Consider the following 22668-nt stretch of genomic DNA (forward strand, 5'->3'; position numbering starts at 1 on the left):
CATAGCGCGTGATCCCTCGATAATGCGCGATGACAATCCCGAACGACCAGCCTTCGCCAAACTTCTCCCAGTGGTTATGGGTCCCGGCCTTCGCCGGGACGACAGGGGGAGAGAGGCTCGGCCGGTCCTCCGCATCAATCCGCCACCAGCACGTCGGCGACAAACTTCGGCTCGCGCACGGCCTGGCCCGTGAACGGCGAGCCCTGCTCGAACCAGGAGCGCGGCGCCGGTGCGCCCCACAGCGTCTGGCGGCGCGGATCGCGCAGCGACCAGCGCAGCGGCTCGTGGTCGTGATCGCCGGTGAAGTAGTCGCTGGTGTAGAGCTCGAGGCGGTGTCCGTCGGGATCGCGGACGTAGAGGAAGAACGCGTTCGAGATGCCGTGTCGTCCCGGGCCGCGCTCGATGTTCTTCACGAAACCCTGTGAGGCCATGACATCGCAGAGGTGGATGATGTTCATCGCCGTCGGCGTCCAGTAGGCGAAATGGTGCAGGCGAGGGCCCTTGCCGTTGGTGATGGCAAAGTCATGGACGTTGCCCTTGCGATGCATCCAGGCGGCCGCGATGCGACCGTTCGGTCCGTCTTCCTCGGCGTATTCGGTGAGGCGGAAGCCGAGCCGCGCGTAGAAATCGACGGTGTCCTGCACCTCGGCGGCGAAGACGTTGAAATGGTCGAGCCGCTGCGGGTGGCACCCCCTGTAGAGGTCGTAACGGCGGAGCAGATGCGGCCGTCGCTCCATCGACGCGTAGAGCTCGATCTGGAAACCGAAGGGGTCGGTGAACTGCAGCGTGCGGCCTTGGAACGGCTGATCGGCGAAGGCGTAGTCGAGGCCGTTCTCGGAGAGAAATCTTGCCGCCTTGTCGAGATCGCCGTCATTACCCACCTTGAAGCCGAGCCTGTTACAGGCGGGCACGGCTGCTTTGCGCAGCACCAGCGAGTGATGCTGATGCTCTTCGGCGGCGCGCAGGTAGACGACCTTGTCGTTGGCATCCTCGACATGCAGGCCGACAGTGGTCTCGTAGAACTCGCGGCTCAGTTTCAGATCGGTCACGTCGAGCACGACGTGGCTGGAGCGGATGATGTTGAACGGCGGCTCGAAGATGTGTTGCGGTACGGGCATGTGCGTTTCCCCTCGGTCCTGTCATTCCGGGCGGCCCGCAGAGCCGAGCCCGGAATCCATCGCGCAGCAGTGTCGTTGGATGAATGGATTCCGGGCTCGTGCTGCGCACGTCCCGGAATGACCGTTTCCTAAATTCCCAGTTTCTGAATCTTGTGCGTGCCCCGCGCCAGCGAGACGTGTTTGGTTTCCATGTAGAAGTCGAACGAATAGTCGCCGCCGTCGCGGCCGATGCCCGAGGCCTTCATGCCACCGAACGGCGTCGGCAGATGGCGGACGTTCTCCGAATTCAGCCAGATCATGCCGGCCTCCAGCGCATCGGCAACGCGCAGCGCGCGGCCGACGTCGTTGGTCCAGACATAGCCGGTGAGGCCATAGCGGATGTCGTTGGCGATCTCGACAGCGTCGTTTTCGTCCTTGAAGGGCAGCACCGTGAGGAATGGGCCGAACACTTCTTCCTGCGCCACGCGCATCTTGCCGTGTGCGCCGGTCACCAGCGTCGGCTCGACATAATGTCCGCCGCCCGGGCCGTCATAGGCCTTGCCGCCGACCGCGATCGTAGCGCCATCCTGCCGCGCGACGTCGAAATAGGAGCAGACTTTTGCGTGATGGCGTTCGTGGATCAGCGGCCCGATCTCGGTGGCGGGATCGAGGGGATGGCCGACCTTCAGCGCCTTCACGCGCGCGGTCAGCTTCTCCACGAACTTTTCAGCGATGTTCTGCTGGACCAGCAGGCGGCTGGACGAGGTGCAACGCTCGCCGTTGAGCGAGTAGATCATGAACACGACGGCGTCGAGCGCGCGGTCGAGATCGGCGTCGTCGAATACGATCACCGGGTTCTTGCCGCCGAGCTCGAAATGCACGCGCTTCAGGGTTGGTGCGCCCTGAACCATGATCGCCGAACCCGTCGCGCTTTCGCCGACGAAGCCGATCGCCTTGATGGCGGGATGCTCGGTCAGCGCCTTGCCGGCCTCTTCACCGAACCCGTGGACGGTGTTGAGCACGCCGTCGGGCACGCCGGCTTCCTTGACGAGCCTTGCGAGAATGGCGGCCGTCACCGGCGACCACTCGGCCGGCTTGTGCACGACGGTGCAGCCGGCGGCCAGCGCGGGGGCTATTTTCCATGTCGACAGCATGAACGGCGTGTTCCACGGCGTGATCACGCCGACGGGACCGATCGGCACGCGCGTCGAGATGTTCCAATGCTCGTCGCTCGGCGTGTTGAGGCCGTCACGCGCCTCGGCGCATTTGTCGGCGAAGAAGCGGAAGTTCTCGGCGGCGCGAATCGCAGCCTTGGCCATGAAGCGATAGGCCTGGCCGGTGTCGATGCATTCGAGCACGGCGATGTCGTCGGCATTGTCCTCGATGGCGTCGGCGACGCGATGCAGCAGCTTGCGCCGCATCGCAGGCCCCATGTCACGCCAGGACTTGAAGGCGAGGGCGGCAGCGGTCGCCGCGGCGTCGATGTCCTCGGCGTTGCCGCGGGCGACGGTTGCGAGCGTTGCGCCGTCGACCGGCGATTTCGTCTCAAAGGTCTGGCCGGAGATCGACGGCACGATCTTGCCGCCGATCATGTGACCGATGCCGTCCGCTTGCAGCTTCTTCAGCAGAGGTGCCGCGCGGTCGCGATTAGCCTGGAACACGTCGGCTTTCGGCGTGGGCTTATCCATTTGCAGCCTCCACTTTCAGGGCGTCGTGGATGTTGTTGCGCTTCCAGCTCGTGTCCTTGTCGTTGGTCTGCATGTCGAACGACAGAGCGAACTTGCTGGCGGCGAAGACGGGATCGAGGTGTTTTGAGAGGGTCTGGAACACATGCTCGCCGGCCTTCTGGCGTGTCGGCAGGTCGCGGCCCTCGCCGATGCGCAGGACCATGTCGAGAAAGCCGTAGTCGTCTCTCGCATCCGCAATCGCATAATGCTCGCACCTGACGGCGCGGACACGAATGCCGCCAAGCGGGAAGATGCCGGTCTCGACGGCCGCCTTGCGCACGACCTCGCAGACGGCGGCGATGTCGAGCCGGCTGTCGAGATTGGCCGAATATTCGATCGTGAAATGCGGCATGGCGGTTCACTCCCCGTGTCGTCTTATTGCTTTAGGCGAAGTAGCAGCTGACCGAGCCGTAGGCGCCATAATCGGCTTGAATTGTGTCGCCCTTGCGGGTCTCGATCGGACGGATGAAGGATCCCGCCAGCACGACCTGTCCGGGCTCCAGCGCAAGACCAAGCGGCGCGATCTTGTTGGCGAGCCAGGCGACCGCAGTCGCGGGATGATTGAGCACGCCGGCGGCAAGCCCGGTCTCTTCCAGCTGGCCGTTCTTGAAGCACAGCGCGCCGATCCAGCGCAGATCGGCGTCGAGCGGACGGATCGGACGGCCCCCGAGCACGATGCCGGCATTCGCGGCATTGTCGGCGATGGTATCGTAGATCTTTCGTGTCGCCTTGGTGTTGGGATCGACGCGCTCGATGCGCGTATCCAGGATCTCCAGTGCCGGCACGACGAAGTCGGTGGCGTTGAGCACGTCGAACATCGTGCAGTCGGGTCCTTCGAGCCGCTTGCTCATGACGAAGGCAAGCTCGGCCTCGACGCGGGTCGCGATGAAGCGTTCGGTCGGAATGATCCCGCCGTCGGCGAAAAACATGTCATCGAGCAGCACGCCGGAATCCGGCTCGTCGATGGCAAGCGCGCTCTGCATCGCCTTCGAGGTCAGGCCGATCTTGTGGCCTTTGACGAGGCGCCCCTCGGCGATCTTGATGTCGACCCATGCCTTCTGAATCGCGTAGGCGTTAGTGATGGTGATGTCGGGGAGATCCTGCGAGAGCTGCCGGATCTGCACGCGGGTCTTCTCCGCCTGGTGCAGACGCCTCGCGCAAGCTTGGATATCGTCGTTGGAAAGCGCCATTGGTGGTCTACCAAAATCGTGGTGCCGGGAAATACTTAACATGTTAAATGAATGCGTCAAACGGAAATTGGCTTGCTGCACTGCAAACGTTTTGCGGTCTGAAAGGGCGTCATGACGAAGAGACCGGCCGATCCCGCCAGCGGAAACGCGCCTGCCGCGCGCCAGGTGCCGATGCGCGACTTCTCGCGCTCGCTGCCGATGTCGCTGTTGAGGGCACGCGAAGCCGTGATGCGGCAATTTCGTCCCAATCTGCGCGAGCACGGGTTGACGGAACAGCAATGGCGCATCCTGCGCGCGCTCGCCGCTATCGAGGCCGCCGAGGTCACGGAACTCGCGCGCACGGCCTTTCTCCTCGGACCGAGCCTGTCGCGTATCCTGCGTGATCTGGAGGCGCGCAACCTGATCGAGCGAAAGACGGCAAAGACGGACCAGCGCCGCAGCATGGTCTCGATCTCCAGGGAGGGCCTGAAGCTGATGGCCTCCGTCGCGCCGTCCTCGGAGGCGATCTATGCCGAGATCACGCAGCGGTTTGGCGCGCGCAAGCTCGCCGAGTTGCAGGAGATGCTCGGTGAGCTCGAACAGAGTCTCGCAGGGCTCGGTGCGGGCAACGCGGCAGGTGCCGAGGAGTGAAAGCAGATATGCGCGAGCGCGCGGCAACGGCCACGGACATCTCCGGCCTTTTTCGCTCAAAGGCGCTGATTCCCGGCGATACCGAGTGAAAAATCCGGCCTGAGCGCGCGAAAATGGCATCCCCTTGCCGGATGACATCCGGGCGGCGATAGTGACTGTCGCCCGTGAGGCAGGCGTCAGCAAACCACTATCCAGTGGGTGACCGCATAGGTCTTGCGCCATTGCAAGCATAGCGCGGCGCTCCGGTTCGGGGTAACAGCGAGGCCGAACTGTCGCGGCGCGCGGCGCGATGGCGAAGGTCCAACAACACGGTCCAAACAACAAAGAAGGAAGGCAACGTGGCGAACAAGGTCAAGGAAATCTGGAAGTCGGGCAAGGCCGTGGTCAACGCGTGGCTGGCGATCCCCTCCGGCTTCTCGGCAGAGATGATCGCACAATGCGGCTTCGACAGCGTCACCGTCGACATGCAGCACGGCGTCCAGGACTATCTGTCGATGGTGCAGTGCTTCCAGGCCATGGACAAGCATCCGGTGACCCCGATGGTCCGCGTGCCCTGGAACGAGCCCGGCATTATCGGCAAGGTGCTCGACGGCGGCGCCTATGGCGTGATCTGCCCGATGGTCAATACGCCGGAGGAAGCCAGGAACCTCGTTTCCTATTCGAAATATCCGCCGCAGGGCGTCCGCTCCAACGGCCCGATCCGCGCCGGCATGTACGGCACCGCGGGCTCCTACCAGAAGACCGCGAATGCCGATACCATCCTGCTGCCGATGATGGAGACGAGGACCGCGGTCGAGAACATGGAAGCGATCCTCGACGTTGAGGGCATCGACGGCGTCTATGTCGGCCCGTCCGACCTCGGCTTCTCTTATGGCCTCGAGCCGAAGCTCGACCGCTCGGAGCCCGAGATCCTCGCGATCTACGAGAAGATCATCAAGGAGTGCGGCAAGCGCGGCCTCAACCCAGGCATCCATTGCAGCGGCGCCGAAGGCGCTGCGCGCGCCATCAACATGGGCTTCAAGCTGGTGACCCTCTCGAACGAGGTCGGCCTGATGACGACCTATGCCAAGATGCAGGTGAATGCGACCCGCAAGGACGCGGGCGGCAAGGCCTGAGCTCTCTCCTAACCCTCTCCCCGTTCTTACGGGGAGAGGGTTAGGGTGAGGGGCTTCTCTCAACACGAACAAATCTAACGATCGAGCGCGCGGCTCGCCCCTCACCCGGATCGCTGCGCGATCCGACCTCTCCCCGTAAGAACGGGGAGAGGTGAAGTAAGACCCAAGGAGATACCCATGACCATCAGCCCCGTCATCCGCCTGCATCCCGCCGACGGCGTGCTGATCGCGCGCGCGAGCCTGCCGCCAGGAACGGTGGTGGCCGACGGCGTGACCACGATCGAGCGCATTCCCTCCGGCCACAAGGTCGCGATCAAGCCGTTTGCCGTGGGCGAACCCGTCATCCGCTACGGCCAGATCATCGGCTTTGCGACCCAAGCCATCGCGCCGGGCCAGCACGTGCACGTGCAGAACATCGGCATGGGCGATTTCGCCAAGGACTACGCCTATTGCGCCGACGTCAAGCCGACGCCGAATTTCGATCTGCCGGCAACCTTCGAAGGCATCCGCCGTCCCGACGGCCGCGTCGCCACGCGCAACTATATCGGCATCCTCACCTCGGTGAATTGCAGCGCGCATGTCGCAAGCCTCGTCGCCGACGTCTTCAAGAAGAACCCGTTCACCGGCGACAATCCGCTGGCCGAATTCCCGAACGTCGATGGCGTGGTTGCGCTGACCCACAAGACCGGCTGCGGCATGACGCAGAATGAGCCGCTCGCGCTGCTTCGCCGCACCCTTGGCGGCTATGCGCGGCACGTCAATTTCTCCCACGTCATCGTGCTTGGGCTGGGCTGCGAGGTGAACCAGATCGGCGGGCTCATGGAAGAGCAGAAGCTCGCCGGCCGGCTGCGCGCGATGGACATCCAGGAGGTCGGCGGCACCCGCAAGACGGTGGAAGCCGGCATTGCCTTCGTGCGCGAGGCGCTGGCTGACGCCAACAAGGTCAAGCGCGAGAGCGTGCCCGCGAGCGAGCTCACCGTGGCGCTGCAATGCGGCGGCTCGGACGGCTATTCCGGCGTGTCGGCCAATCCGGCGCTGGGGGCGGCGAGCGATCTGATCGTCCGTCACGGCGGCACCGTGATCCTGTCGGAGACGCCCGAGACCTACGGCGCCGAGCATCTCTTGACGCGCCGCGCCGTCAGCCGCGAGGTCGGCGAGAAGCTCGTCGATCTCATGCGCTGGTGGGACGAGTACACCGAGCGCGAGGGCGCCGAGATGAACGCCAATCCGAGCCCCGGCAACAAGGCCGGCGGCCTCACCACCATTCTGGAAAAGTCGCTCGGCGCGATGGCCAAGGCCGGCACCACCAACCTTGTCGAGGTGCTGCGCTATGCCGAGCCGATCACCAAGAAGGGTTTTGTCTTCATGGACACGCCCGGCTACGACCCCGTCGCCGCAACGGGGCAGGTCGCCGGCGGCGCCAATTTGGTCTGCTTCACCACCGGCCGCGGCAGCGTGTTCGGCTGCAAGCCAGCGCCCTCCATCAAGCTCGCCACCAACACGCCCATGTATAAGCGCATGGAAGAGGACATGGACGTCAATTGCGGCACCATCCTCGAAGGCGAGGAGAGCGTCCAGCAATGCGGCGAGCGCATCTTCGATCTCATCCTGAAGACCGCCTCGGGACAGCCGACCAAGAGCGAGAGCTTCGATTTCGGCGGTGCCGAGTTCGCGCCCTGGGTGCTCGGCGCGACGATGTGATCGCGCCTGGCGCCGAGGTTTACGAGCAGAATCGCAAATGCGTCCGATTGGCGGTGATGTGCCGATCGTTCGTTACGTAATGTTACGGAGGCGAAGGCCTCTCGCAAGGAAGCCTCGGATTACACCTGGTTAACACTGTTGCCGTAGACAGGAGAGTGATGCGGTCCGCAACGGTGCGGACCGGCCTTTATCCGAGGACCGAACCGATGCAAGCGATACGTCCCACTGGGGTGGAAAATCTCCTCGGTGAGGAGGAGCTGATCGTATCGAAGACCGATCTCAAGGGCCGCATCACCTACGCCAACGACATTTTCCTGCGCATGGCGAAGTACTCCCGGAAGGAGCTGATGGGCGCGCCCCACAGCCTGATCCGCCATCCCGACATGCCGCGCGCCGTCTTCAAGCTGCTGTGGGACACGCTCCAGTCCAAGCAGGAGATATTCGCCTACGTCGTCAATCTGGCGAAGGACGGCAGCCATTACTGGGTGTTTGCCCACGTCACGCCGACCTTCGACGAGCGCGGCAACATCGTCGGCTATCACTCCAACCGTCGCAAGCCGGATCCCGTGCAGATCGAGCGCATCAAGCCGATCTACAAGACGCTGTGCGCCGAAGAGGCGCGGCACGCCAATGCCAAAGAGGGCATGCACGCAAGCTTCGACGCGATGGTCGGACTATTGAAGCAACAAGGTGTCGGTTACGATGAATTTGTGCTCTCTCTCTAAGGCGCAGGGAGCGACCGCGCTCTCGTGCGGTCTTGCCGTCGTTGCGTTCGTCCTCTCGCTTCTCGGTGTGGCCGGAGTCCCCGCTGCGGCATTGCTTGGCGCGACCGTCATGCTGCTCGGCTACGCCGTCTGGTGCCAGCATCGCACCGCGGTGGCCGTCGATGAGGTCGCCGACACCTGCCGCAAGGCAGCGCGCGGCGATCTCGAGGCGCGCATCCTGAGCGAGCGGCAGGCCGGGCGGATCGGGGCGATCCAGAAGTCCGTCAACGACATGCTCGACATCACCGACGCATATTTGCGCGAGGCCTCGGCGTCGATGGACTATGCCAGCCGCGGCAGGTATTTCCGCAAGATCCTCGCGCGCGGATTGCCAGGCTCGTTCCGCCGTTCGGCTGTCGTCATCAATTCCGGCACCGACAGTCTCGGCCGTCGCGTGGTCGAAATCGCGGATCTCGCAAAACAGTTCGGCACGCATCTCGACGGAGTTGCTGGCACGCTGATGGGCGCGGCGACCGATCTCGAATCCGACGCCGGCCAGATGGCGGCGGCGGCCGAAAAGACCAGCCGCCAGACCTCTGGCGTGCTCAGCGCCTCTGACCAGGCCTCGCGCAACGTCGCGACCGTCGCCAGCGCCGCGGAGCAGCTCGCATCCTCGATTGCCGAGATCAACCGTCAGGTCGCCGGCTCGACCACGAGCACCGGCCGCGCCGTGAACGAAGCCAATCGCGCCGGCAGCGAGATCCGCACGCTGGCGGAGGCGGCGATGCAGATCGGTGACGTCGTCAAGCTGATCAGCGAGATCGCCTCGCAGACCAACCTGCTGGCGCTCAACGCCACCATCGAGGCGGCGCGGGCAGGGGAGGCCGGCCGCGGCTTCGCGGTCGTGGCCTCCGAGGTCAAGAGCCTCGCCAACCAGACCGCGAAGGCGACCGAGGAGATCAGCGCCAAGGTCGGCGAGATGCAGCAATCGACCACCAACTCGGTCGCGGCAGTCGAGGCGATCGCGCAGACCATCGCCGAGATCAACGGCATCACGGCCTCGATCGCGACGTCGATCGAGCAGCAGGGCCTTGCCACCCGCGAGATCGCCCGCAGCGTCCAGGAAGCCTCGGCCGGCACTTTGCAGGTGTCCTCCAACGTCACCGGCATCAGCGAGGCCGCCGCCGACACGGGCCGCGTCGCCGGCCGGGTCAACAGCGCTTCCGAGCGCGTGCATGGCGAGGTCGAGACGCTCCGCCGCGAGGTGACGCAATTTTTGCAGCGGCTGACCTCGGCGGCGTAGGGCTCGCCCACCGCTGTCGTCCCGGACAAGCGTGCCCTAAAGCGCGCGCCGATCCGGGACGACGAGCGTGGGACGAGCACGGCGTAACCACACTCTCAGTCATTGTCCCGACAAAACCGGGACGACCGGGATACTTCCTAGGCACGGTCTGCCCGTTGTTAGTGCTTGATCGCGCTGACATCAGGTGTTCTGCTCAAAAAAGCTGCTGGAGCACCGTACCCCGTGTCGATCTACGTCGCATTACACCACGTCACGCACTACAAATACGACCGCCCGATCGACCTGGGTCCGCAAACCATCCGCCTGCGGCCGGCGCCGCATACGCGGACGCCGATCCTGAGCTACTCGCTCAAGGTCACGCCGGCGAACCATTTCGTGAACTGGCAGCAGGACCCGCAGGGCAACTGGCTCGCCCGCTACGTCTTTCCGGAGAAGACCACCGAGCTGAAATTCGAGGTCGACTTCACGACGCAGATGACCGTGGTCAACCCGTTCGACTTCTTCGTCGAACCCTATGCCGACAGCTTTCCGTTCGAATATCCGAGGGATCTCAAGACCGAGCTGGCGCCATATCTCGAGACCATCAAGCCCGATCCCGCCTTCGCGAAATATCTGGCCTCGATCCCGCGCGAGGCCCCGAACACGGTCAATTTCCTAGTCGATCTCAATCGCGAGCTCCAGAAGAAGATCAACTACATCATCCGCATGGAGCCCGGCGTGCAGACGCCGGAGGAGACGCTGACCTCCTGCGCCGGTTCATGCCGCGACTCCGCCTGGCTGCTGATCCAGACCTTTCGTCATCTCGGCCTCGCCGCACGTTTCGTCTCCGGCTATCTGATCCAGATCCGTCCCGACATCGATCCGATCGAGGGACCGCCGGAAGTCGAGAACGATTTTACCGATCTGCATGCTTGGGCCGAAGTCTATCTGCCGGGCGCGGGCTGGATCGGCTTCGATGCGACATCCGGGATGCTCGCGGGCGAGGGGCACATCCCCGTTGCCGCTACGCCGCATTATCGCTCGGCCGCGCCGATCTCCGGCGGCGCCGGCTTTGCCGAGGTCGAGTTTGCCTTCGACATGAGCGTCCGGCGCATTCGTGAAGCGCCGCGCATCACAAAGCCGTTCTCCGACGAATCTTGGGCACGGCTGAACGATCTCGGCGAGCAGGTCGACGGCGATCTCGCCGCGCAAGACGTGCGGCTCACCATGGGTGGCGAGCCCACTTTCGTGTCCGTGGATGATCTCGAGGCGGCGGAGTGGAATACGGAGGCCGTCGGCCCGACCAAGCGCGCGCTCGGCGACGATCTGATCCGCCGTTTGCGCACGCGCTTCGCAGCCGGAGGCCTGCTGCATTACGGCCAGGGCAAATGGTATCCGGGCGAGAGCCTGCCGCGCTGGGCTTTCGGCCTCTACTGGCGCAAGGACGGCGTGCCGATCTGGAAGAACGCGGACCTCATTGCAAAAATCGAAAATCCCAAGCGTGCCCAGACCGAGGACGCCGAGGATTTCATGGAAGGCACGGCGGCGCGGCTCGGGCTCGATCCCGGCTACATCATTCCGGCCTATGAGGACACCGTCTACTGGCTGAAGAAGGAGGCCGAGCTTCCGATCAACGTCGATCCATCCAACTCGCAATTGTCCGATCCCGAGGCGCGCGCGCGCATGGCGCGAGTGTTCAATCAGGGCCTCCGCGCGCCGCGCGGCTTCGTGCTGCCGGTGCAGCGCTGGAATGCGCCGCCGCGCTGGCGCAGCGAGCGCTGGCAGCTCCGGCGCGGCCATCTGTTCCTGTCGCCGGGCGATTCACCGCTCGGCCTGCGCCTGCCGATCGGCTCGCTCGGCTACGTCCCCCCCAATCAATATCCCTACATCGTCGAGCGAGATCCGCTGGAGGCGCGCGACAAGCTGCCGGTGTTCACGCCCCCGGCGCGGCCAAAAGCACCGCCGCGCGTCGCGCCCGAGCAGCTCAACACGTCCATCCCCGTCCGCACGGCGCTGTCGATCGAGGTCCGTGACGGCGTGATCTGTGCCTTCATGCCGCCGGTCGAGCGTATCGAAGATTATCTCGAGCTGGTCGCAGCGGTCGAGGCCACCGCCGAGGAGATGCAGCTTCAGGTCCATGTCGAGGGCTATGCGCCCCCGTTTGATCCGCGCATCGAGGTCATCAAGGTGACGCCCGACCCCGGCGTGATCGAGGTCAATATCCAGCCGGCGCAGAGCTGGCGCGATGCGGTCGAGATCACCTCCGGCCTCTATGAGGATGCCGGCAAGGTGCGCCTCGGCGCCAACCGCTTTCTGGTCGATGGCCGCCACACCGGCACCGGTGGCGGCAACCACGTCGTGATCGGCGGCTCTTCACCGCAGGACTCACCGTTCCTGCGGCGCCCCGATCTCCTGAAGAGCCTCGTGCTGTACTGGCAGCGGCATCCGTCGCTGTCCTATTTCTTCTCCGGCCTGTTCATCGGTCCGACCAGCCAGGCGCCGCGTATCGACGAGGCGCGCCACGACAGTATCTACGAGCTCGAGATCGCGCTTTCGCATGTGCCGCCGCCGGGCTACCAGACGCCGCTGTGGCTGGTTGATCGCTTGTTCCGGCATCTGCTCGTCGATATCACCGGCAACACCCATCGCGCCGAGATCTGCATCGACAAGCTCTATTCGCCCGACGGGCCCACCGGCCGCCTCGGCCTCGTCGAATTCCGCGCGCTCGAAATGCCGCCGGACCCGCGCATGTCGCTGGCGCAGCAGCTCCTGATCCGCGCGCTGATCGCAAAGTTCTGGCGCGAGCCGCAGGCAGGCAAGTTCGTGCGCTGGGGCACCGCGCTGCATGATCGATTCATGCTGCCGCATTTCATCTGGGAAGATTTTCTCGACATGCTCACCGAACTGAAGGAGTTCGGCTATCCTTTCGAGCCGGAATGGTATCTGGCCCAGCTCGAGTTCCGCTTCCCCGCCTTCGGCCGCGTCCATCATGGCGGCGTGACGCTGGAGCTGCGCCAGGCGCTGGAGCCCTGGCATGTGCTCGGCGAGGAGGGTTCGGCCGGCGGCACAGTGCGCTATGTCGACTCGTCGGTCGAGCGGCTCCAGGTCAAGGCCGAGGGCTTCGTCGAGGGCCGCCATGTCATGACCTGCAACGGCCGCCGCCTGCCGATGACATCGACAGGCCGCTCCGGAGAGGCCGTTGCCGGCGTCCGCTTCAAGGCCTGGCAGCCGGCCTCCGGCCTGCAGCCGACCATCCCTGTCCATGCGCCCCTGACCTTCGACCTCATCGACACCTGGAACGGCCGCTCGCTCGGCGGCTGCGTCTATCACGTCGCCCATCCCGGTGGCCGCAACTACGATACCAAGCCGGTCAACACCTATGAGGCCGAGGCGCGGCGGCTGGCACGCTTCCAGGACCACGGCCATACGCCCGGGCCCATGCAGCCGCCGCCCGAGGAACGCACAAATGAATTTCCGCTGACCCTCGACTTGCGGACCCCGCTCCTGCAATGAGTATGATGGTGGGGCAGGGAGAGGCGCATGGGCGAAGGCGCAGCCGAAGAGGACAGAGCGGGCAAGGCGCAGGGACAGCGTGAGGGGCAGCGCCGCCTCGCGCAATGGGTCCGCGACTATCGCCGTCTGCCCGGCATTCCCGATGAGTTCCTGGGGCCCGGCGGCGCCCCGCGCGCGGTCTGGAGCCGCTTCTTCGATGCTTTCGGCGCGCTCGCGCCTGACGAGGTCGAGCGGCGCTTCGGAATGGCCGACCGCCACCTGCGCGAGGCCGGCGTCACCTACCGTGCGCCGGGCGATAGCGCCGACCGGCCGTGGTCGCTCAGCCATCTGCCGCTGCTGATCGACGAGGCCGACTGGAAGCAGCTCTCCGCCGGCATCACCCAGCGCGCCGAGCTCTTGGAGCTCGTGCTGCGCGACATCTATGGCGAAGGCCGGCTGGTCGCGGAAGGCGCGCTGCCGGCCGGTGCGATTGCCGGCAGCCCTGAATATCTCCGCGCCGTCTGTGGCGTGCCGCCGCCGGGCGGGCGCTACCTCTCGCTCTATGCCGCCGATGTCGGCCGCGGACCCGACGGCCGCTGGTGGGTGCTCGGCGACCGCACCCAGGCCCCGTCGGGCGCGGGCTACGCGCTGGAGAACCGCCTGGTGCTCTCGCGCGCCTTCTCCGATCTCTACAAGTCGATGAACGTGCCGCGCGTCGCGCCGTTCTTCGAGGCGTTCCGCGACTCGCTTCGTGCGCGCGCCGATCGTGACGAGCCGCGCATCGGCGTGCTCACGCCCGGCAGTTTCAGCGAGACCTATTTCGAGCACGCGACGCTGGCGCGCTATCTCGGCTTCCTCTTGGTCGAGGGCGATGATCTCGCCGTCAGCGACAACCGCATCCACATCCGCACGGTTGCCGGGCTGAAGCGGCTCGACGTGCTGCTTCGTCGCGTCGATTCCAACTCGCTCGATCCGCTAGAGCTCGATGCCTCCTCGCATCTCGGCGTGCCCGGCCTGATCGACGTGCTGCGCAAGGACGGCGTCGTCGTCGCCAACATGCCGGGCTCGGGCGTGCCGGAGGCGCGGGCGCTGCTCGGTTTCCTGCCGGCGCTCAGCCGCCGCCTGCTCGGCGAAGAGCTGAAGATGCCGCACATCGCGACCTGGTGGTGCGGCCAGAAATTGGCGCGCGACGAGGTGTTGTCGCGGCTCGACGAGGTCGCGATCGAAGGTGCTTATCAGCGCGGCGTTCCCGGCTTCGAAAGCAACGGACCCGTGCTGGCGAGCGAGCTCGACACCGCCGGGCGTCAGCGCCTGGTTGATGCCATCAGCGCGCGTGGCATGGACTACGTCGGCCAGGAGGTGGTGCGTCTGTCCACCATGCCGGTGTGGGAGCACGGTCAGCTGACGCCGCGTCCGTTCGTGTTGCGCGTGTTCGCAGCCGCAACGCCGGACGGCTGGGCCATCATGCCCGGCGGCTTCTGCCGGATCGCAGAGCAGCCGGACGCGCGCGCGGTGTCGATGGGTGACGGCGCCCGTGCCGCCGACGTCTGGGTGGTTTCGGAGAAGAAGGTCTCGACCGCATCGCTGCTGCCGGCGACCGACAAGGTGCGGATCCGCCGCATCGCCGGCGTGCTGCCGAGCCGCGCCGCGGACAACCTGTTCTGGCTCGGCCGCTATCTCGAACGCGCCGAGGCGACGCTGCGGCTGGTCCGTGCGCTGGGCTCGCCGAGCGGGCCCAACAAGGGCACCGCGGCCTCGTTGCAATCCGCCGAACGGATCCAGCGCCTGCTGGTGACCTGGGGCGCGATCTCGCAGACCTCACGTGCGGCGCCGGGGCGTATCGTTGCCGAAGCGTTGCAGAGCGAGGCGCGCTTCGGCTCGGCGCTGTCGCTGGTGCGCGCGGCGCAACGCACGGCGACCTCCTTGCGCGAGCGGTTGTCGCCAGATGCCTGGCAGGTCATCATCGAAATGGCCGAGCGGCTCTCTTATGAGGTCGAGGACGACGACAGCGTGTTGAGCGCGGCCGAGCTGACCTTGCAGGAGCTTGCGAGCTTCGCAGGCCTGGCGCAGGAGAACATGAACCGCGCCGCCGGCTGGCGCTTCCTCGACATCGGCCGCCGCACCGAGCGTGCGATCAACACGGCCCGTTTCGCCCGACAGTTTGCCTATGACGAGGCCGGCGACGAAGACCTCGATATCCTGCTGACGCTGGTGGATTCCCAGATCACCTATCGCTCGCGCTACCTGCTGGCGCCGATCCTGGCGCCGGTGCGCGACCTCGCGGTGCTCGACAGCTACAATCCGCGCTCGGTGGCGTTCCAGGTGGCAACCCTGAACGAGCATATCGCGGCGCTGCCAAGCCTGAAGGAGCACGGTCTGATCGAGCGGCCGCAGCGGCTTGCGATAGCGGTGCAGTCCATGCTGGCCACGGCCGAGGCCGAGAAGCTCGAGGTCAAGACGTTGTTCGCGCTGGAGCAGGATCTGCTCAGTCTCGCCGAAGCCATTGGGCTGCACTACTTCCCCCATGGTCCGAATGCGAGCCGGCCGGAAAAGCTGACGGGGCTGGCGTGATCTACGACATCCGTCACGTCACCACCTACGAATACGAGAGCCCGGTCAGCTTCGCCCGCTGTACGCTTCGGCTCGAGCCGAAGGACGGCAACGGTCAGGAGCTGATCTCGCACAAGGTCGAGATCCGGCCGCGTCCGTCCGAGCGCCATGTCCGCCGTGACTTCTTCGGCACGCTGACCGAGAGTGTGGTGATCGACGCCGCGCATCGCAATTTGCGCATCGATTCCCGTTCGCGTGTCTCGGTGTCGCGCCAGCCGCCGGCGCGCGATGCTACCAGCCCGTCCTGGGAGAGCATCCGCGACATCGCGTTTGAAGCGACGAGCCTCCGGCCGTCCTCGCCGGTTGGTTATGTCTTCGCGAGCCCCTTGGTGCCGGTGTTGCGTCCCGTCAGTGCCTATGCGGCTTCGAGCTTTGCGTCAGGCGCGGGCATCCTCGCTGGCGCGGTCGATTTGATGCATCGCATCCGCACCGAGTTTCGCTACGACCCCAAGGCCACCGCGATCTCGACGCCGCTGAACGAGGTCTTCGACAAGCGCCACGGCGTCTGCCAGGATTTTGCTCATGTGATGATCGCAGGCCTGCGTGGGCTCGGTCTGCCTGCCGCCTATGTCAGCGGTTACTTGCGCACGATCCCGCCGGCGGGCCAGCCGCGCTTGCAGGGCGCCGATGCGACGCATGCCTGGGTGTCGCTGTGGTGTGGAGCCGAGCTCGGCTGGATCGATTTCGACCCGACCAATGATCTGCTGGTCAACAACGATCACATCGTGCTGGCGGTTGGCCGCGACTTCTCCGATGTCTCGCCGGTCGATGGCATCATCGTCGGCTCGCCGAAGCAGAAGCTCGGCGTCGCCGTCGACGTGTTGCTGGTGGAGTGACCGCAGTCTCACCGCTTGGCGTGGTGAACGGATGCATCCGAGTGGGCGAAAATTTGTTTCCGCGTGTTTCCCGGCGGCCGGGGGCGATCGTCCATTAATGCGCTGTTAACCATGTCCCCGCGACATATTGGCACACCTTTCCTTGTTGAAGCCGAATCCATGGTCGAGGCCCCCGTATTGCTGACGGACACCGCCGAACAGGTGGCGATCGCGCGGACCTTGCATGGCGTCACCTTCACGGCGACGTTTCCGGAGACCGCATGACGTCACTATCGATGGCCTTCCCGACGGCGGAGACCGATCCGCCGAGCGTTTCCGAATTGTTGCGCGCGGGTCGTGAGCACTACCGGAGCGGGGAGATCAAGCGGGCGATCGCGATCTTTCAGGCCGGGCTCGCGCTTGCTGCCACGGCGTCGATCGGTGTGGTGGTCGACGGCGTTGCCGATCTTCACGCCGCTCTTGCCAATGCGTTCATGCTCTCCGACGACATCGCCGCAGCGGCCGCAAACTACAAGGCTGCCTTGCGGATCGCGCCGCATCTCGTCGCCTGCTGGTGCAATCTCGGCATCGTTCATCAGCGCAGCGGCCAAGCCCAGGACGCGATTTCGCTTTACCTCGAGGCGCTCCGGCGCAATCCGGGCCACCGGCCCTCGCGCACGAATCTGGTCCAGGCGCTGGTGGCGACGCGGCAGTTCGCGATCGCAAGAACGCTGTTGCTCGAATTGCTCGAGGAGACCCCCGAGGATGCCGGGCTTCGCAGCCAGCTCGGCAAGGTCTGCTTCGAGCTTGGCGAGACGGACGAGGCGCTCGTGCAGTTCGAGCGGGCGGTGGCGCTGGCTCCAGAGCAGGCCGAGAACTTCTACTGGGTTGGAGCCATCCGTCAGGCGCGGGGCGAGTTGGAGGTGGCGCAGGCCGCCTACGCCCGTGCCGCACAAGTGCATCCGATCCTGCGCAGGCCCGCCGCCAAATCGCCGCCGGCGTTTCGGGCGCTGGCGCTGTTTGCGCCCTTCGTCGGCAACACGCCGGTCGAATTTCTCTTCAGGGATTGTGCGTACCAGACCAGCATTCTGTCGCTGCTGCCAGGCAGCCAGCCGGATGTCGCCCTGCTGGCGCACGAGGCCGACGTCGTCGTCAACCTCGTCTCCGACGCAGATCAAGGCGCGGACGTGCTTCCTGTCGCCACCGCGCTCGCACGAGGCCTCGGCAAGCCGGTCGTCAACGATCCCGCAAAGATTGAGAACACCACGCGCGACGCCACCGCGTTGGCACTCGCCGACGTCGCGGGCTGCCGCGTGCCGCGCACGTTGCGCATTGTGGCCGGGGAGGGACTTCCCGACGGCCTCGACCTCGCCTTTCCAGTGCTGGCGCGCCAGGCCGGCATGCACGGCGGCGACGTCTTCGAGAAGCTCGACGATATCGCGGCGCTGACCGCGTTCCTCACGGCTCACGCGGGCCATGATCGCTATTTGATCGACTATATCGACTATCGCTCCGCCGACGGCTTTTACCGCAAATACAGGTTCTTGTTCATCGGCGAGGAAATCCTGCCCTACCATCTGGCGATCGGAGACGACTGGAAGCTCCATCGCGACGCGACCGACATGGCGCATCACGCCTGGATGCAGAGCGAGGAGGAGGGCTTCCTGCGCGCGCCCGGGCAGGTCTTCGGCCCGTCCCATGACGCGGCGTTGCGAGTCATTCGCGATCGCATCGGCCTCGACTATTTCGGCATCGACTGCGCCCTCGACCTTGACGGCCAACTGGTCGTGTTCGAGGTCAACGCCTCCATGCTGGTGCACGACCAGAATCCGGAATTTCCTTACAAGGATCCTTATATCCGCAGGATTAAAGTCGCGTTCGAGGGAATGCTCGCGCGCTTTGCGCAGGGGAATTGACGCCACCGTCCGCTTCGCGGTGCAGGTTCCCTGATCCGGCTGCGGCGGACACCCACGCGCGCACATCCATCGCAAGATGAACGGTCGGCCAATGGCCGGGCTGGCGAAGCGTCGCTCGGCCCAGCCTGTGGATGCATCGAGCCATCACCGCAACCGTGATGCTGCGCGGCAGGACAGGATCATATTTACGTATTTTTGCTCCAGGATTTGGCCCATCGCCCCGGATTGGGCTATGCTGACATCGAACACGAGAATGAGGCGTCGGGAGTTACCGTGGGACACCACCGACAGACGGGGCTGCATCCATGATGACGTTACCGCGACTGGCGGCTGAATCCCTGGAGAAGCTGCTGGGCACGTTCATGCGGCGTCGGTACGGCGAGACCTCGGCAAGCATCGTCGAGAGCGCAACCCGCACAGCGATGGAATGCATCGGCAACAGCGATGCGCTTTACCATAACGTCGAGCATACGATGCTGGTGACGCTGGCGGGCCATTCCATCCTGAGTGGCCGAAGTCTCCATGTTCACCTGACGGCCGAGGATTACGTCCACGTCCTGATCGCCTGCCTTGCCCACGATATCGGCTATGTTCGCGGCCTGTTCGAGGAGGACGACGTCGACGGCTTCGTGATCGATGCCGCCGACACCAAGGTCTCGTTGCCGCGCGGTGCGTCGGACGCGAGCCTGATGATGTATCACGTCGACCGCTCCAAACTCTACGTGACGCGGCGGCTGCGACATATTCCGGGGCTCGACCCGGAACGCATCGCCCGCGCCATCGAGGGGACGCGTTTTCCGGCCCGGGAAGGCCAGGAGTATGACGACGACGCGTCGATCCTGCGCGCGGCCGATTTCATCGGGCAGCTCGGCGACCCCAACTATCTGCGCAAGGCCAATGCGCTCTATTACGAGTTCGAGGAGGTCGGCATGAACCGCCAACTCGGCTACGACTCGCCTGCCGACATCGTGAACCGCTATCCACAGTTCTATTGGAACAGCGTCGCGCCGCATATCCAGACCGAGATCGGCTATCTCAACAAGACCGAGATCGGCCGGCAGTGGATCGCCAATCTCTACAGCAACGTCTTCCGCGCCGAGCGCGACATCTCGCTGTCCGGACCGCAGAGGTAGCGGTACTCTTGTAGCCCGGATGGAGCCAACGGGCTTCGGCCGCCGAATCCGTGAGCTAATCATGCAGCAAAAAACAATCCTCACGGATGTCCTCGACATCGCCTATCTCGACTACGGCGCGCCGGATGGCTGGCCCTGCATCATGGGCCACGGCTTCCCCTATGATGTGAACGCCTATGCCGAGACCGCGCCGCTCCTCGCGCAGGCAGGCGCGCGGGTGCTGGTGCCCTGGCTGCGCGGATATGGGCCAACGCGCTTTCGCTCCGCGGCGACGCTGCGCTCGGGCGAGCAGGCGGCGCTCGGCGCCGATCTCCTGGCCTTCATGGATGCACTTGGCATCGCGCGGGCCGTCGTTGGTGGTTATGATTGGGGCGGTCGCGCGGCCTGCGTGGTCTCGGTGCTGCACCCCGAGCGTGTGGTCGGGCTCGTCTCCGGCAACTCCTACAACATCCAGAACATCGCGCGCGCGATGGAGCCGGCCTCGCCGCCGGAAGAGGCCGCGCTGTGGTACCAATATCTCTTCCACAACGAACGCGGCCGCCGCGCGCTGGAGCGCAATCGCCGCGGCTTTGCCCGCCAGCTCTGGGCGATGTGGTCACCGAGATGGCAGTTCGACGACGACACCTTCGAGAGAAGCGCTGTGTCGTTCGACAATCCTGATTTCGTCGACGTCGTGATCCATTCCTATCGCCACCGCTTCGCGCTGGTCGAGGGCGATCCCGCTTATGCGGCTATCGAGGCGAAGCTCGCCCAACAGCCGCCGGTCCGCGTCGCCACGATCGCGATCGACGGGGACAGCGACGGCGTCAATACCGGCACCGCCCATCACGCGCGCAAGTTCGAGGGCTTTTTCGAGCGGCGGGTGTTCGCCGGCGCCGGTCACAATCTGCCGCAGGAGCGGCCGGCGGAATGGGCGCAGGCCGTGCTCGACGTCCGGAAGGCGGCCTCGTAGAGCCGCCTTTCCTGCGCTCTTCCGATTTTTCCTGATCCCGGGAACCTTTTCCGATCGCAGCCGTCCAAGCTGTGGGGCCGGTCTGTAGGCGGCTCGTTGCAGGAGAGGTTTCCGATGAAGTCACAGGCACGCAGGCTGGAACGTGTCGCGGTCGCAGAGGCGCCGAGCGAGCGGCCTGATAGGGCGGAGGTCGAGCAGGCGATCCGCACCATGATCCGCTGGGCTGGCGATGATCCCGCGCGCGATGGCTTGCGCGACACGCCGGATCGCGTCGCGCGTGCCTTTGAAGAATATTTCTCCGGCTATGCGCAGGATCCGACCGAAATCCTGCAAAAGACCTTTGAGGAGATCGAAGGCTACGACGAGATGATCGTGCTGCGCGGCGTCCGCTTCGAGAGCCATTGCGAGCACCACATGGCGCCGATGGTCGGACGGGCCTGGGTCGCCTATATCCCGGAAGGGCGCGTCGTCGGCATCTCCAAGCTCGCGCGTCTCGTCGACATCTACGCCAAGCGCCTCCAGATCCAGGAGAAGATGACCGCGCAGATCGCCAACACGATCAACGACGTGCTCAAACCCCAGGGCGTCGGCGTCATCATCAAGGCGACGCATCACTGCATGACCACGCGCGGCGCGCACAAGCCGGGGACCGATCTCGTGACCAGCCGCATGCTCGGCGTGTTCCGTGACAATGCGCTGACGCGGCAGGAATTGCTGGGGCTGGCCAATTCGGACGATTGATCCGCAAGGAGACGATGCAAGGAGACAACCATGACCGAAGACAAAAAGCCGAGCGGCCCGGACCTGACCAAAGGCGTTGCGCTCGCCGCGTTCAAGGACGGCAAATTGCTCGGTCATGTCGGTGAGGAGGATGTCCTGCTGGTGCAGGCCGGCAGCGAGATCTTTGCGATCGAGCCGTCTTGCAGCCATTACCATGGCCCGCTCGCCGAGGGCCTCGTGGTCGGCGACACCATCCGCTGCCCCTGGCATCACGCCTGCTTCTCCTTGCGGTCGGGCGAGGCAACGCGTCCGCCAGCGCTGAACGCGCTGGCGGTGTGGGATATCACGCGCGACCGGGACAGGATCATCGTTGCGCGCAAGCGCGAGGCACCCAAACCTTCAATGGCTCATCGCAGCGCGCCGACAGCGGAAAAATTCGTCATTGTCGGCGGCGGTGCGGCGGGCTTCGCGGCCGCCGAGACGCTTTGCCGCGAGGGTTTTGCCGGCGCCATCACCATGCTCAGCAGTGACGGCGCGATGCCGGTCGACCGGCCCAACCTCTCCAAGGATTACCTCGCCGGCAATGCGCCGGAGGACTGGCTGCCGCTGCGCGGCGAGGACTATTATCAGGACGCGGGCATCGATCTCCGGCTGAACACGAACGTCGCGGCGATCGATCCGAAGACGCGCAGCGTCACGCTGGGCAATGGCGACAAGCTGCCGTTTGATCGGCTGCTGCTCGCGACCGGCGCGGAGCCGATCAAGCTCCAGATCCCCGGCGCCGACCAGCCGCATGTCCACACCCTGCGCTCTGTGGCCGACAGCCGCGCCATCATCAAGGCCGCCGGCAGCGCGAAGTGCGCACTGGTGATCGGCGCGAGTTTCATCGGCCTCGAGGTCGCGGCGTCCTTGCGGGCGCGCAAGATCGAGGTGCACGTGGTCGCGCCCGAGGAGCGGCCGATGCAGAAGGTGCTCGGGCCCGAGATGGGCGACTTCGTGCGCGCGCTTCACGAAGAGAACGGCGTGGTCTTCCACCTCAAGGACACCGTGGAAAAGTTCGATGGCGCGCGCGCCAAGCTGAAGAGCGGCGCCGTGATCGATGCCGACCTCGTCGTGGTCGGCATCGGCGTCAAGCCGCGCCTCGCGCTTGCGGAGCAGGCGGGGCTTGCGGCCGACCGCGGCGTCAGCGTGAGCGAATATCTCGAGACCAGCATCGCCGGCATCTTCGCGGCCGGCGACATCGCCCGCTGGCCCGATCCGCATTCGCGGCAAACCATCCGCGTCGAGCACTGGGTGGTCGCGGAACGGCAGGGCCAGACCGCGGCGCGGAACATGCTCGGCAAGCGCGAGCGCTTCGATGCCGTGCCGTTCTTCTGGAGCCAGCATTACGATGTGCCGATCAACTATGTCGGCCACGCCGAGAGCTTTGACGACATCGCCATCGACGGCAGCATCAGGGATAAGGATTGCCTACTGAAGTACCGCAAGGACGGCCGCGTGCTCGCAGTCGCCTCAATTTACCGCGATCTCGACAATCTCAAGGCCGAGCTCGAGATGGAGCAGTCGCACGCTTGATCTGCGTCA

The 22668-nt window shown here is 65.2% G+C and carries 17 protein-coding genes; 13 read left to right on the forward strand and 4 right to left on the reverse strand.

Translation table 11 applies throughout. From position 1 onward, the window contains the following. Window positions 1-134: 134 nt before the first annotated feature. The 4 genes from hpaD to hpaH all read right to left on the reverse strand — a co-directional run bounded on the left by hpaD (window position 135) and on the right by hpaH (window position 4014). Entirely contained in the window at window positions 135-1118 is a 984-nt protein-coding gene (hpaD, locus tag JQ587_RS08380) for a 3,4-dihydroxyphenylacetate 2,3-dioxygenase (RefSeq protein ID WP_212303767.1), read from the reverse strand. A 128-nt stretch (window positions 1119-1246) separates the two neighbouring features. Beyond that, window positions 1247-2785 carry a 5-carboxymethyl-2-hydroxymuconate semialdehyde dehydrogenase gene (hpaE, locus tag JQ587_RS08385; protein WP_212424994.1) on the reverse strand — a complete coding sequence of 513 codons (1539 nt, stop codon included), beginning with the start codon at window positions 2783-2785 and terminating at the stop codon, window positions 1247-1249. Further along, window positions 2778-3176 carry a 5-carboxymethyl-2-hydroxymuconate Delta-isomerase gene (locus JQ587_RS08390; protein WP_212303769.1) on the reverse strand — a complete coding sequence of 133 codons (399 nt, stop codon included), beginning with the start codon at window positions 3174-3176 and terminating at the stop codon, window positions 2778-2780. Before JQ587_RS08390 ends, hpaE begins: the two co-directional genes overlap by 8 nt. Before the next feature lie 31 nt (window positions 3177-3207). Then, window positions 3208-4014 carry a 2-oxo-hept-4-ene-1,7-dioate hydratase gene (gene hpaH / locus JQ587_RS08395; RefSeq protein ID WP_212424995.1) on the reverse strand — a complete coding sequence of 269 codons (807 nt, stop codon included), beginning with the start codon at window positions 4012-4014 and terminating at the stop codon, window positions 3208-3210. A gap of 111 nt (window positions 4015-4125) precedes the next feature. Between hpaH and hpaR the strand changes: the two genes are divergently transcribed. The 13 genes from hpaR (at window position 4126) to JQ587_RS08460 (ending at window position 22659) form a co-directional block, all read left to right on the forward strand. Beyond that, window positions 4126-4644, forward strand: coding sequence for a homoprotocatechuate degradation operon regulator HpaR (gene hpaR / locus JQ587_RS08400; protein ID WP_212424996.1), 519 nt, complete (start codon window positions 4126-4128; stop codon window positions 4642-4644). A gap of 338 nt (window positions 4645-4982) precedes the next feature. Continuing rightward, on the forward strand, window positions 4983-5759 hold the full coding sequence (locus JQ587_RS08405; RefSeq protein WP_212303772.1) for an HpcH/HpaI aldolase family protein: 777 nt from the start codon (window positions 4983-4985) through the stop codon (window positions 5757-5759). 177 nt (window positions 5760-5936) lie between these two features. Next, window positions 5937-7460, forward strand: coding sequence for a UxaA family hydrolase (locus JQ587_RS08410; protein WP_212303773.1), 1524 nt, complete (start codon window positions 5937-5939; stop codon window positions 7458-7460). A 206-nt stretch (window positions 7461-7666) separates the two neighbouring features. After that, complete coding sequence (locus JQ587_RS08415) at window positions 7667-8185, forward strand: PAS domain-containing protein (RefSeq protein WP_212303774.1); 519 nt, start codon at window positions 7667-7669, stop codon at window positions 8183-8185. Then, entirely contained in the window at window positions 8163-9467 is a 1305-nt protein-coding gene (locus JQ587_RS08420; RefSeq protein ID WP_212424997.1) for a methyl-accepting chemotaxis protein, read from the forward strand. Before JQ587_RS08415 ends, JQ587_RS08420 begins: the two co-directional genes overlap by 23 nt. Window positions 9468-9689: 222 nt before the next feature. Beyond that, the gene (locus JQ587_RS08425; RefSeq protein ID WP_212424998.1) at window positions 9690-12959 is read left to right on the forward strand and encodes a transglutaminase family protein; all 3270 of its coding nucleotides are present in this window, start codon (window positions 9690-9692) and stop codon (window positions 12957-12959) included. Window positions 12960-12986: 27 nt separating this feature from the next. After that, a complete protein-coding gene (locus tag JQ587_RS08430) occupies window positions 12987-15509 on the forward strand; it encodes a circularly permuted type 2 ATP-grasp protein (protein WP_212424999.1) in 2523 nt (840 codons plus the stop codon). Beyond that, window positions 15506-16384, forward strand: a complete 879-nt coding sequence (locus JQ587_RS08435; protein ID WP_212425000.1) for a transglutaminase family protein — start codon at window positions 15506-15508, stop codon at window positions 16382-16384. The genes JQ587_RS08430 and JQ587_RS08435 overlap by 4 nt, the downstream gene beginning before the upstream one ends. A gap of 260 nt (window positions 16385-16644) precedes the next feature. Further along, window positions 16645-18279, forward strand: a complete 1635-nt coding sequence (locus tag JQ587_RS08440) for a tetratricopeptide repeat protein (protein WP_212425001.1) — start codon at window positions 16645-16647, stop codon at window positions 18277-18279. Window positions 18280-18584: 305 nt separating this feature from the next. Beyond that, complete coding sequence (locus tag JQ587_RS08445) at window positions 18585-19412, forward strand: metal-dependent phosphohydrolase (protein WP_212303780.1); 828 nt, start codon at window positions 18585-18587, stop codon at window positions 19410-19412. A gap of 61 nt (window positions 19413-19473) precedes the next feature. Continuing rightward, entirely contained in the window at window positions 19474-20364 is an 891-nt protein-coding gene (locus tag JQ587_RS08450; RefSeq protein WP_212303781.1) for an alpha/beta fold hydrolase, read from the forward strand. A 114-nt stretch (window positions 20365-20478) separates the two neighbouring features. Further along, a complete protein-coding gene (gene folE / locus JQ587_RS08455) occupies window positions 20479-21105 on the forward strand; it encodes a GTP cyclohydrolase I FolE (RefSeq protein WP_212425002.1) in 627 nt (208 codons plus the stop codon). Window positions 21106-21135: 30 nt separating this feature from the next. Next, window positions 21136-22659 (forward strand): FAD-dependent oxidoreductase, encoded by a 1524-nt coding sequence (locus JQ587_RS08460; protein ID WP_212425003.1) that lies wholly within the window; start codon window positions 21136-21138, stop codon window positions 22657-22659. Window positions 22660-22668: the final 9 nt, after the last annotated feature.

Source organism: Bradyrhizobium manausense, from assembly GCF_018130615.1.
Classification (GTDB): Bacteria; Pseudomonadota; Alphaproteobacteria; order Rhizobiales; family Xanthobacteraceae; genus Bradyrhizobium; species Bradyrhizobium manausense_A.

Excerpts from the sequence above, each read along its gene's own strand:
- JQ587_RS08415 (WP_212303774.1), top strand. The coding sequence starts at position 7,667 with ATGCAAGCGATACGTCCCACTGGGGTGGAAAATCTCCTCGGTGAGGAG.
- hpaD (WP_212303767.1), bottom strand. The coding sequence starts at position 1,118 with ATGCCCGTACCGCAACACATCTTCGAGCCGCCGTTCAACATCATCCGC.
- hpaE (WP_212424994.1), bottom strand. The coding sequence starts at position 2,785 with ATGGATAAGCCCACGCCGAAAGCCGACGTGTTCCAGGCTAATCGCGAC.
- hpaH (WP_212424995.1), bottom strand. The coding sequence starts at position 4,014 with ATGGCGCTTTCCAACGACGATATCCAAGCTTGCGCGAGGCGTCTGCAC.
- JQ587_RS08430 (WP_212424999.1), top strand. The coding sequence starts at position 12,987 with ATGGGCGAAGGCGCAGCCGAAGAGGACAGAGCGGGCAAGGCGCAGGGA.
- JQ587_RS08440 (WP_212425001.1), top strand. The coding sequence starts at position 16,645 with ATGACGTCACTATCGATGGCCTTCCCGACGGCGGAGACCGATCCGCCG.
- JQ587_RS08420 (WP_212424997.1), top strand. The coding sequence starts at position 8,163 with ATGAATTTGTGCTCTCTCTCTAAGGCGCAGGGAGCGACCGCGCTCTCG.
- folE (WP_212425002.1), top strand. The coding sequence starts at position 20,479 with ATGAAGTCACAGGCACGCAGGCTGGAACGTGTCGCGGTCGCAGAGGCG.
- JQ587_RS08390 (WP_212303769.1), bottom strand. The coding sequence starts at position 3,176 with ATGCCGCATTTCACGATCGAATATTCGGCCAATCTCGACAGCCGGCTC.
- hpaR (WP_212424996.1), top strand. The coding sequence starts at position 4,126 with ATGACGAAGAGACCGGCCGATCCCGCCAGCGGAAACGCGCCTGCCGCG.
- JQ587_RS08410 (WP_212303773.1), top strand. The coding sequence starts at position 5,937 with ATGACCATCAGCCCCGTCATCCGCCTGCATCCCGCCGACGGCGTGCTG.
- JQ587_RS08450 (WP_212303781.1), top strand. The coding sequence starts at position 19,474 with ATGCAGCAAAAAACAATCCTCACGGATGTCCTCGACATCGCCTATCTC.
- JQ587_RS08460 (WP_212425003.1), top strand. The coding sequence starts at position 21,136 with ATGACCGAAGACAAAAAGCCGAGCGGCCCGGACCTGACCAAAGGCGTT.
- JQ587_RS08445 (WP_212303780.1), top strand. The coding sequence starts at position 18,585 with ATGATGACGTTACCGCGACTGGCGGCTGAATCCCTGGAGAAGCTGCTG.